The sequence below is a fragment of the Variovorax sp. YR750 genome, assembly GCF_900109805.1.
Lineage (GTDB): Bacteria > Pseudomonadota > Gammaproteobacteria > Burkholderiales > Burkholderiaceae_C > Variovorax > Variovorax gossypii.
Window position 1 is genome coordinate 23,425 of sequence record NZ_FOBJ01000029.1, and the last position, 10,311, is coordinate 33,735.

General features: G+C 66.6%; 10 protein-coding genes. 8 read left to right on the plus strand and 2 right to left on the minus strand.

The window, feature by feature from the left end; translation table 11 throughout:
- Positions 1–3: 3 nt before the first annotated feature.
- Complete coding sequence (locus BMY35_RS36560; RefSeq protein ID WP_093209882.1) at positions 4–360, minus strand: Zn-ribbon domain-containing OB-fold protein; 357 nt, start codon at positions 358–360, stop codon at positions 4–6.
- A gap of 189 nt (positions 361–549) precedes the next feature.
- On the opposite strand from BMY35_RS36560, the gene BMY35_RS36565 reads away from it, so the two are divergent.
- Positions 550–1,743, plus strand: coding sequence for a PrpF domain-containing protein (locus BMY35_RS36565; protein WP_093209884.1), 1,194 nt, complete (start codon positions 550–552; stop codon positions 1,741–1,743).
- Complete coding sequence (locus BMY35_RS36570) at positions 1,740–2,519, plus strand: SDR family oxidoreductase (RefSeq protein ID WP_093209886.1); 780 nt, start codon at positions 1,740–1,742, stop codon at positions 2,517–2,519. The genes BMY35_RS36565 and BMY35_RS36570 overlap by 4 nt, the downstream gene beginning before the upstream one ends.
- Before the next feature lie 20 nt (positions 2,520–2,539).
- On the opposite strand, the gene BMY35_RS36575 is transcribed toward BMY35_RS36570, so the two are convergent.
- Positions 2,540–3,346: an AraC family transcriptional regulator gene (locus tag BMY35_RS36575; protein WP_218153046.1), complete on the minus strand. Its 807-nt coding sequence runs from the start codon at positions 3,344–3,346 to the stop codon at positions 2,540–2,542.
- Positions 3,347–3,491: 145 nt separating this feature from the next.
- On the opposite strand from BMY35_RS36575, the gene BMY35_RS36580 reads away from it, so the two are divergent.
- The 6 genes from BMY35_RS36580 to BMY35_RS36605 form a co-directional block, all read left to right on the plus strand.
- Positions 3,492–5,510 carry an FUSC family protein gene (locus BMY35_RS36580; protein WP_093209888.1) on the plus strand — a complete coding sequence of 673 codons (2,019 nt, stop codon included), beginning with the start codon at positions 3,492–3,494 and terminating at the stop codon, positions 5,508–5,510.
- Positions 5,507–5,713 (plus strand): DUF1656 domain-containing protein, encoded by a 207-nt coding sequence (locus tag BMY35_RS36585; RefSeq protein ID WP_093209890.1) that lies wholly within the window; start codon positions 5,507–5,509, stop codon positions 5,711–5,713. Before BMY35_RS36580 ends, BMY35_RS36585 begins: the two co-directional genes overlap by 4 nt.
- Positions 5,714–5,740: 27 nt before the next feature.
- Complete coding sequence (locus BMY35_RS36590; RefSeq protein ID WP_093209892.1) at positions 5,741–6,727, plus strand: HlyD family secretion protein; 987 nt, start codon at positions 5,741–5,743, stop codon at positions 6,725–6,727.
- Entirely contained in the window at positions 6,724–8,178 is a 1,455-nt protein-coding gene (locus BMY35_RS36595; RefSeq protein ID WP_093209894.1) for an efflux transporter outer membrane subunit, read from the plus strand. The genes BMY35_RS36590 and BMY35_RS36595 overlap by 4 nt, the downstream gene beginning before the upstream one ends.
- Positions 8,179–8,231: 53 nt before the next feature.
- Positions 8,232–9,161: a LysR family transcriptional regulator gene (locus tag BMY35_RS36600; RefSeq protein ID WP_093209896.1), complete on the plus strand. Its 930-nt coding sequence runs from the start codon at positions 8,232–8,234 to the stop codon at positions 9,159–9,161.
- A gap of 578 nt (positions 9,162–9,739) precedes the next feature.
- The coding region (locus BMY35_RS36605) for a cysteine peptidase family C39 domain-containing protein (RefSeq protein WP_256230643.1) at positions 9,740–10,311 on the plus strand (572 nt) is incomplete at its 3' end.

The window sequence follows — 10,311 nt, forward strand, 5'->3', positions numbered from 1 at the left end:
GCATCACTCCTGGAAGGCATAGTCGGGGGTGCCGTCCGGCAACGCGAAGGGCACCACCCTCAGGCGGCTGCCGATGGCGGGCGCCTCGGTGCCGAACAGCAGCCGTCCGAACGCACGAACGCCAGGCGCGAAGTCGACCATGGCTAGGCCGTAGGGCTGCTTCTCCTTGCCGGGGTGGACGATCGTGAAGCTGTAGAGGGAGCCGGTGGGACCGAGCTCGATCTCCTCGACCTTCTGGTCGTCGTGAACGAATTCGATCGGCGGGAACTGGGGTGGCTGGCTGGCCACGCGTGTGGCGACAAGCACCATGCCGTCGGGGGTGTCACGGAAGGGGGATTCCGTTCGCTTGATGATCTTCAAAAGGTGTCTCCTGTTCGTGTGGAGCGGGCCACAGCGACAGGAAGTATCGAGACGCACCTCCTCGTGGTCATTGGATTTCTGCTCGGCATTCTTTAGCTGCGCTAAAGCATGCGAAGCATGCAGCCAGGCTAAAGAGAGGCCAGCCAAACTGAAAGGACGGCGGCCCGGGTGCAACCGCATACTGGGCCGATGAAAGAACAAATCAACGTACCGGTCACCTTGATGCGCGGTGGCACGAGCAAGGCCGTTTTCCTCTCGCAGCAGCACGTGCCCGCCGATGCCGAGGCGCGCCTTCGATTCCTGCTGGCCCTGTTCGGCAGCCCGGATGTGCGGCAGATCGATGGGCTCGGCGGCGCAGACATCCTGACGAGCAAGTGCGCCATCATCGGGCCGCCGTCGCGCCCGGATGCGGACATCGACTACACCTTCGTGCAGATCGGCATCGACCAGCCCACGGCCAGCTTCGAGATCGTCTGCGGCAACATTTCGTCGGCCACGGGGGTGTATGCGTTGCAGGAGAAGCTGGTTCCGGTGCAGGAACCCGTCACCACCGTTCGGGTGCACAACACGAACACCGGAAAGATCCTCCGGATGGCCGTGCAATGCGCCGACGGCGAGCCACGCGTGGAGGGCAACAGCGAAGTGGACGGCGTGCCGGGCACCGGTGCAGAGGTGGCACTGGATTACTCCGACACCAGCGGCTCCACGACCGGCAAGCTACTGCCCACGGGGCAGGCGCGCGATTGGGTCCACGTGTCGAAGCTCGGCCGCGAAATACCGGTGTCGGTGGTCGACGTCGGCACGGCGTGCGTGTTCATCCGCGCGGCGGACCTGGGCATCACCGGCACGCAACTGCCGGGCCAGCTCGGCCCCGAGATCTACGAGATGGCCGAGGAGGTGAGGCGCTGGGTCGTCGAGCGCTGCAATCTTCCGTCGTCGGGCATCCTGACGCCGTACCAGATCCTGATCAGCGAAGCGCAGGACTACCGGACCATTGCCGGCGACCGCGTCGTGCAGTCATCGGAAATCGACTTCGTCGCGCGCATGGTGCTCAACGGTGGCGCCATGCACAAGGCATTCCCCGGTGGCGGCTCGGTCTGCCTCTCGGTCGCGGCGCAGATCGCGGGAACCATTCCAGCCGAAGCGCGGGGCACGCATGCCGGTCCGGCGCGCATCCGCATCGGCCATCCGAGCGGGGTGCTCAAGATCTTCGCGAATGTCGAGCATGCGGGCGAAAACGAATGGACGGTGCGCGAAGTGCACTTCACGCGCACGGCGCGGCGCCTGTTCGACGGAACGGCCTATGTGCGGCGAGCGCGTCTCGAGCTGCCCGCAGAAGAAGGCACGTCCGTGCGTGCGGGTACCGCGGTGACGTCGCCATGAGTGCCCAGGATCTTTTCTCGCTGCAGGGCCGCACGGCGCTCATCACCGGTGGCTCGCGAGGCATCGGCCGCATGATCGCCGAGGGGTTCCTGGCGCACGGCGCACGCGTCTACATCAGCGCGCGCAAGGCCGAGGCCTGCGACCTGGCCGCGCGGGAACTCGCGGGCACGGGCCACTGCGTATCGCTGCCGCACGACGTGTCCACGGTCGGAGGCTGCCAGGCGATGGCCGACGCCTACGCCCGCCATGAATCGACGCTGGACATCCTGGTCAACAACGCCGGGGCTGCATGGGGAGAAGACTTCGACGCTTTTCCGGAGAGCGGCTGGGACAAGGTGGTCGACCTGAACCTGAAGACGCCTTTCTTCCTGACGAAGGCGCTTGCCGGACCGCTGCGCGCGGCGGCCAGGGCACGTGTGGGGAAGATCATCAACATCGCTTCCACCGACGGCATCGGGCTCAACCCACAGGAGAACTACTCCTACGTTGCGAGCAAGGCGGGACTGGTTCACCTGACGCGGCGCATGGCAATGCGGCTGGCGCAGGACAACATCGCGGTCAGCGCCATTGCGCCGGGCGCATTTCCCTCCGAGATGAACCGCAATGCCCGCGACCATGGGCAGGCGCTGTCGGGGCACATTCCCGCCCGGCGCATCGGCACGCCGCAGGACATCGCAGGTGCGGCCATATTCCTGGCCTCGCGCGCGGGAGACTACGTGATGGGTGCCACCCTGGTGGTGGACGGCGGCGTGACCCACGCGCGCCCCTACCGGTAAAGGCTTGAAGCGGACGCCCCTCATCCCCCGGCCATCAGCCGGTCATTGATGTACGTGGCGGGAGGCTTGCCGAACGCCTTCTTGAACATCGTGATGAAGGCCGAGGGCGACTCATAGCCGAGGTCGTAGGCGACCTGCTGCACGGTCGCTCCTCCGGACAGTTCCCGAAGCGCGACCATCATGTGCAGTTGGCGTCGCCAGCGTCCGAAGCTCAGGCCGGTCGAGGCCGTGCACAGCCGGTTCAGCGTCCGCTCGCTCATGCCCAGCTGGTGGGCCCAGTCCTTCTGCGTACGGCGGTCGGACGGGTCGCGCATCATGGCGCGCGACACCTTTCGCAGCCGCGCATCCTCGGGCATGGGCAGGGAAACCTCCTCCTTCGGCATGGCGCAGAGCTGGTCCAGCAGCACATGGGCGAGCCGATCGGTCGACCCGCCGGGCTCGTAGGAGGGTGGTTGTTCCGCCAGGTACTGGATCATCTCGCCGAGCATCGGGCTGATGCGCAAGGTGCAGCAGCTGGCGGGCAGGGGCGCGGCATCGCGCGCAACGAACAGGTAGAAGATCACGGCGTTCGCCGTGCTGTGGTTGCTGTGCGGCGTGCCGCCCGGAATCCACACGCCCGCTTGGGGCGGAACCATCCACATCGCACCGGGCACGTCGCAGGAGACCGCCCCGCGCAGGGCCATCACCAGCTGGCCCGATCGATGCACGTGAATCGGGACCTCGCGCTCGCGCTCCTCGACATCCACGCGATGTGCCATGACGGGCACCGACGGCTCGTAGTCCAGGTCGAGGCTGGCGCGAGACGTCGCACGGACGGAACGGTTCATCCGGGATGACCGAAAAGAGAAATCATTTGTCCAAGTTTACGATTCTTGCCTTGCATGCAGATGCCTAGCATCGATGCATGCAAATGATTCGCAACAAGTTTGAGGCCAGATCGACGCCTTCGAGCCCGATCTCCAGGGGCGCCGCATGATCGCGCGGCCTCGTTTCTCCAGGCAGGAGTGGCTCTTTTCGCTCAAGAGCTTTTTCGCGGCCATGCTCGCGCTGTACCTGTCCAGCCGTTTCGGGCTGCCCCGGCCCTTCTGGTCCATGATGACCGCGTACATCGTGGCCCATCCCCTGGCGGGCCATGTGCGCTCGAAGTCGCTCTACCGCCTGTGCGGCACCGTGCTGGGATGCGCGGCCACCGTGGTGCTGATCCCGTCGCTGTCGGGGTCGCCCGTGCTTCTGTCGCTCGCGCTGGCGCTGTGGGTGGGCTCGTGCCTCTACCTGTCGCTGATGGACCGAAGCGCGCGCTCCTATGCCTTCATGCTCGGAGGCTACTCGGCGGCACTGATCGGCTTTCCGCTGGTGGACGCGCCCGCGGCGATGTTCGACACCGCCGTCGCCCGAACCGAGGAGATCGCGCTGGGCATCGTCTGCGCGAGCCTCGTGCACAGCATCGTCCTGCCCGCCAGCCTCGCGCCCTCACTCCTCGGACTGATCGACCGCACATTGGGCGATGTACGCCGATGGGCCGGCGACCTGATGAGCCCTGGTGCCGACGATGAGACAGGCAACCGGCTGGCACAGGACAGGCGGCGCATCGCCACCGACATCACCCAGTTGCGCCTGCTGGCCACCCACGTGCCCTTCGATACCGGCGGCCTGCGTTGGACCCGACATGCCGTGGGCGACCTGCACGACGGTCTTGCGGCACTGACGCCTTCGCTTTCGGCCCTGGAGGACCGGCTCGCAGCCTTGCGCGATGCAACAGGCGGCGTGCCCGACCCGGTCGCCCGAGTCATGGCACAAGGCTGCGCCTGCCTCGATGCCGATGCGCCGCCCGGCGCCTTGGACGGCGTTCGCGCCGCTGCCCGGGCGGAGGGCGCGGACCGGCGGAACTCGTCCTGGGTGCGTGCGCTGAATATCGACGTCGCCGCCCATGTCGACGAGCTGGTCGCCGGATGGCGCTGGTGCAACGCGCTTCGCGTCGACATCGCCGCCGGGCTGGCCGGCCACGCGCCGCCTCCGAAGCGAGGAGAGGCTTCGCGACCCGTCCTGCACGTGGACAGGGGCCTGGCGCTGCGCTCCGCATTCACGGTCGTGCTTTCCACCTGCATCGCATGCGCGGCGTGGATATTCAGCGGTTGGCGGGCGGGCTCGTCGATGGCCATGGCGGCGGCGGTCTTCTGCAGTTTCTTCGCCACCATGGACGATCCCGTGCCGGGCATGCACAAGTTCCTGGTCGCTTTGCTGTGGTCGATGCCGGTGTCTGCCTTTTACATCCTCGGCGTCATGCCGCTGGCGCACGACTTCGGCATGCTGGTGCTGTGTATCGCGCCCTTGTTCCTGGTCGTGGGCGGCTACCTCGCTCGTCCGGCAAGCAGCCTCACGGCACTGGGCATGTTTTTCGGCGTGGCCGGCACGCTGGCCCTGCACGACATTGCCAGCGCCGACTGGGTCAGCTTTCTCGAGGGCAATCTGGCCCTCTTCGCCGGTGCCCTGATTGCCGCGCGCGTCACCGCCATCGTGCGCAGCGTGAGCAGCGAATGGAGCGTGCAGCGCATCCACCGGGCCACCTGGCGCGATCTTTCCGAGATGGCAGCACGCCCGAAGCGCGCGCTGGCGCGCGACGCGTTCACAGGCCGCATGCTGGATCGCATCGCGCTGCTGGTTCCGCGCACGGCTGGCGGCGCCGCGTACCAGGGTGGCGAGGCGGCGCAGCTCGCCATGCGCGAACTTCGTATGGGCGCCAGCATCGGCGCTCTTCAGCAGCATCGCCACCTGCTGCCCGAAATGCCTGTGCGCGAGCTGCTGGCCGCGCTCGAGCGAGCCTTCCTCGCCCGAGCCACGGAATCGCCGCCGCGGCTCGACGCGCTGTTGCCGCAGATCGACCGGCTGCTGGCCCTTTGCCTCGCAAGCACCGCGTGCGAGCCCGCTGTCTCGGCCCTCGTGGGGTTGCGCAGGGATCTCTTTCCTTCTGCGCCTTCGGACCTGCAACCATGATCGAAACAAGCTTCTTCGGCCTCTACGTTCCCGGCCTGCTCCTGCTCGCAGGAGGCGCGATGGCTTGCGCCTGGTGGATGCGCTGCTTGCTGTCGCTGCTCGGTGTCTACCGGTGGGTGTGGCATCCACCGCTCTTCGATCTGGGGCTGTATCTCCTGTCGCTCTATGCGTTGGTCCGGCTGACCGGCGCCATCTCCTCCTGAACTGACCCGTTGTCCCGCTGCTCGACCATGAATACCAAATCCGTCCGTCTTCCCGCCTGGCTGCCGCGCCCGGTACCCTCCCTCTTTCGCATGCTGCTGACCGCGCTGATCGCTGCGGCCGCCTGCTGGGCAGCTCTGCAACTCTGGGACCACTATGAACTGGCACCCTGGACACGCAACGGCCGGGTGCGGGCCGACGTCGTCCAGGTGGCGCCTGATGTTTCCGGCATGGTGGCCGCCGTGGCGGTGCGCGACAACCAGCCGGTCGGGGCGGGCGAGTTGCTCTTCTCGATCGACGCAGCCCGCTTCACGCTGGCGCTGCAGCAGGCCGAGGCTGCAGTCGCCGCCCAGCGGATCGTCATCGGCAATCAACAGGTCGCGCTGGCCCAGGCGCAGCGCGAGCGCCGCCGCAACGACGAACTGGAGGGGCTTGTCGCGCAGGAGGTGCGCGAGCAGTCGCGCCTGCGCGTCGAGCAGGCCAGAGGTGCGCTGCTGGCTGCCGAAACGGCCCTGCGCCAGGCGCAGGTGGCGCTCGAGGTGGCGCGCCTGAACCTGCAGCGCTCAGGAGTGCGCGCGCCCGCGGCGGGACGTGTCACCAATCTCGATCTGCGCCAGGGCGCCTATGCGACGGCAGGCCACCCCGCATTGGCGCTCGTGGCTGACGATTCGATCTACGTCGAGGGTTACTTCGAGGAAAACAAGCTGGCGCGCATCCGGTTGGGCGACCGGGTGCGTGTGACCCCCATGGACGCGCCCGCCCTTGAAGGCGAGGTAGAGAGCATCTCTGCAGGCATCGGCGACCGCGACCGCAGCACCGGTGCCAACCTGCTGCCCAGCGTGAATCCGACGTTCAACTGGGTCAGGCTCGCGCAGCGCGTTCCGGTGCGGGTAAAGCTCGACCCGCTGCCGGCCAATGTTCGCCTGGTCGTCGGGCAGACCGTCTCCGTCGAGGTGATGGAGGACCGGGCAGCTTCTGCCGCCGCCGCGGCTCGCGTTCAGGAGCCGCGCTCATGAAGCCGCCTCGCGTCCTCGCTCTCGCAACCGCTGCCGTATGTGCGCTGCTGGCTGGCTGTGCCCATGGTCCCGTCGGCCCCGACTACGTCGCTCCGGCCGCGCTCACCGCAGCGCAGTCTGCTTCGGCCGGGCCGTTCCTCTCCGGCGGCGCGGCCGCATCGGACGCAACGATGCCTGTGCACTGGTGGCGCCTTTTCGACGACCCGCAGCTCGACGGCCTGATCGCCCAGGCCCTGGCGCACAACACCGATCTGCGGCAAGCCCTGGCCACCTTCGAGCGTGCCGTGGCCCTCGAGGCCGAGGCGCACGGGAGCGAACAGCCATCGGTCACTCTCCAGGGCGGCCCGAGTTTCGGTCACGTCTCGGGCTTGTCTGTGCTGCAGCCCGACCATGTGCCACCGAGCCGGCACAACTACAGCATGGGCATGGCCGTGTCCTATCAATTGGATCTCTTTGGCCAGTTGCGCCGCGCCGTCGAAGCCGCCGAAGCGGATGCCGGCGCTGCAGGCGCCGCGGTGGACCTGGTGCGCGTGAGCGTTGCCGGCGGGACGGCGCAGACGTATGCCGCGGTGTGTTCCAGCGGTCTGCAGTTGCGCGTGGCGCGGGCGTCGGTGCGCTTGCAGGAAGAGGCGCTTGGCCTTGCTCAGCGGCTGCAGCGCGCGGGCAAGGCGAGCATCATGGATACCGCGCGTGCGCGCGCGCAGCTCGAAATCCTGCGCGCCGCCATCCCCCCGATGCAAGCCCGGCGCCAACAGGCGTTGTACCGGCTCGCCACGCTCACGGGTGCCGCGCCGCGCGACTTTCCGGAAGCCATCAGCCATTGCGAGCAGCCTCCACGCGTGGCCGGACTGCTGCCCGTGGGCGACGGCGCTGCGCTGCTCGCCCGGCGCCCCGACGTGCGGCAGGCCGAGCGAAGCCTGGCCTCCGCGACGGCGCGAATCGGTGTCGCGACGGGCGATCTCTATCCCAAGGTGACGCTGGGCCTCTCATCGGCGTCCGCCGGCTTTGTCGAACGGTTCGCCAACCGAGAGACTTTCAGCTACAGCGTGGGGCCGCTGATCAGCTGGTCCTTTCCCAACACGGGTGTCGCGCGAGCGCGCATCACCCAGGCTGAAGCAACCGCTCGCGGCGCGCTCGCGCGATTCGAGGGCATCGTGCTGAATGCGCTGCGAGAAGCCGAAGCCGCGCTGGACATCTACGCCCGGGAGCTCGACCGCCATGCGGCGCTCGCTGCCGCACGCGACCAGAGTCTGACCGTGGCCGATCAGGCGCGGGCGCTGCTGATCAGCGGAAAGGTTGGCCAGTTCGATGCGCTGGACGCCCAACGCACCCTGGCCTCGCACGAAGCCGCGCTGGCTGAGTCCGACGCCCGGTTGGCGGAGTACCAAGTCGGGGTATTCATGGCCCTGGGGGGCGGATGGGAGAGCGGTTCCACTGCGTCGCCCCCGTGAGGGCGAAGGGCAGTCATCTGCAATGGGCCACTTCGCGAGTGACAGGATGAAAGATGGACGGATTCGAGCTCCTCAGGACCTTTGCAGAAGTCGCCTTCCAGGGCAGTTTCTCGCGCGCAGCGGGCAGGCTTGGTATCTCGAAGGCCAGCGTGAGCAAGCACGTCGCGGCGCTGGAGGCTCGCTTCAACGTGCGTTTGCTCAACCGTTCGACGCGTTCGGTCTCCCTCACGGACGCGGGCCGCTTGCTGCAGGCGCGATGTGCGCCGCTGATGGAGATGATCGAGCAGACCACGAGCGAACTGCAGGCACGGGGCTCGCACCCGAGCGGCCGCTTGCTGATCACGGCACCGCACGGGATGGTTCAGACCGCGTTTCCGCGTCTGCTGGGAGACTTCCTCACAAGCCATCCCGACGTGCAGGTGGACCTGAAGCTGAGCAACCGCGTGATCGACCTGGTTGAAGAGGGGGTGGACATGGCCTTGCGGTTCGGGCGGATCGGCGACGAGAACCTGATCGTACGGCGCCTGCGCCGGATGGGACTGACCCTTTGCGCCACACCGCGTTACTGGGCGCGGCGCGGCATTCCGGTACATCCCGATGACATGCGAAAGCACGATGTCCTCGCCTACTCGGTCGTGCCCGGGCCGCCACAGATCGCGTTTGAAGTGGACGGTCGGCCCTATAACGTCCCCGTTCGGGGACGCATGGACGCCAACGACGCGAGTGCGCTCATCGGCGCAGCGCTGGCGGACATTGGTGCGGTATGTGTTCCCGAGCTGCTCGCGCAACCCTACGTGGAAGGCGCCCATCTGGTGCCGGTTCTTCAGGACTTCATGCCCGGCGACATCTGGCTCTATGCAGCCTACGCACAGCGCCGCCAGAACAGCGCCGCGCTGCGCGCACTGCTCGCGATGCTGGAAGTTCGTATGCGGGACAGCGTGCCTTCCCTTGCGGTCTTGACAGGTGCTGCACCTCCTGCATGAGGTAAGGCGCCGAAGTGATAGTCATGCACGCCTCGTGCAGACAGGAGGTACTTCTGAAGCTTGTAGTCCTGACCCTCGACCGACTCTTCAATCAGCTCAATGCGGTTGATCTCGGCGACGTTGTCATGCGACGAGCTTGCCCCCAGGTGGCCTCGCCGATTCGCTTCACCAGTGCCACGCTCGCATCCGAGTACGAGCTCGGCAGACGCAATTCGCCCAGGAGCCTCGCATTCTTGATCTGCAAGAGAAAAGTCTCGAGGCGGGCGATGTTTCCCGCATGCAATACGGCAAGACCAAGTCCTGCAGGAGGTGAAGGTATTCGTGGATGAACGTCGATTCGTTCTGAGCCAGCAGATCTTCAGGCGCCTGGTCGGCATCGATGCGGATGATAAAAAATGCTGGCTCGTAGGCGCTGCCGGTGTTCTTTAGAAACATGGATGCAGTTCCCTCCTGCTCGGGCCAGCGCATCGCTGTGTGCCCGCTCGATGTAGCCTAAAAGTATGTCGCGATATTGCGATTGTCAGTCAGTTCCTACTCAGGTATCTTGATGTTTCAAAAGAACACTCGAGGGATCCCAAATGGGAGTGCTGGAGGCGGCTGTACAGCCGCAGGGGGAGGAAGGGGCACGGCCGCAAGAAGCACCTGATGCAGGGGGTGCTGCAAACCCGTCTCTCGTCGCGCTGTGCACCCTCGCCCGCTTCCACCAGATCGCAGCCGATGCCTCGCTGCTGTCGCACCAGTTGGGCCTCGTATCGTCTGAGAGTGTCGACACCGCCACGCTGCTGCGCGCAGCCAAGCACCTGGGCCTGAAGGCCAAGTCCTCGCGTACCACGCTTGATCGCCTGTCCCTGACGCCGCTGCCCGCATTGGCGGCGCTTCGAGGTGAAGACGGCTCCGAACGCTTCGTCATCCTCGCCCAGTGCGACGCCCAACGCGTCCTGCTCCAAGACCCTTCCTCTTCGAATGGTCGCCCGGTCATCGAACCCCTGGAAGTCTTCGCCTCGCACTGGAGCGGCGAACTCATCCTCATCACCAGCCGCGCAAGCCTGGCGGGTGAACTCGCCAGGTTCGACTTCTCCTGGTTCATCCCCAGCCTCGTCAAGCACAGGAAGCTGCTGGGCGAAGTGCTCTTCATCTCCTTCATCCTGCA

Excerpts from the sequence above, each read along its gene's own strand:
- BMY35_RS36565 (WP_093209884.1), top strand. The coding sequence starts at position 550 with ATGAAAGAACAAATCAACGTACCGGTCACCTTGATGCGCGGTGGCACG.
- BMY35_RS36570 (WP_093209886.1), top strand. The coding sequence starts at position 1,740 with ATGAGTGCCCAGGATCTTTTCTCGCTGCAGGGCCGCACGGCGCTCATC.
- BMY35_RS36575 (WP_218153046.1), bottom strand. The coding sequence starts at position 3,346 with ATGAACCGTTCCGTCCGTGCGACGTCTCGCGCCAGCCTCGACCTGGAC.
- BMY35_RS36580 (WP_093209888.1), top strand. The coding sequence starts at position 3,492 with ATGATCGCGCGGCCTCGTTTCTCCAGGCAGGAGTGGCTCTTTTCGCTC.
- BMY35_RS36585 (WP_093209890.1), top strand. The coding sequence starts at position 5,507 with ATGATCGAAACAAGCTTCTTCGGCCTCTACGTTCCCGGCCTGCTCCTG.
- BMY35_RS36590 (WP_093209892.1), top strand. The coding sequence starts at position 5,741 with ATGAATACCAAATCCGTCCGTCTTCCCGCCTGGCTGCCGCGCCCGGTA.
- BMY35_RS36595 (WP_093209894.1), top strand. The coding sequence starts at position 6,724 with ATGAAGCCGCCTCGCGTCCTCGCTCTCGCAACCGCTGCCGTATGTGCG.
- BMY35_RS36600 (WP_093209896.1), top strand. The coding sequence starts at position 8,232 with ATGGACGGATTCGAGCTCCTCAGGACCTTTGCAGAAGTCGCCTTCCAG.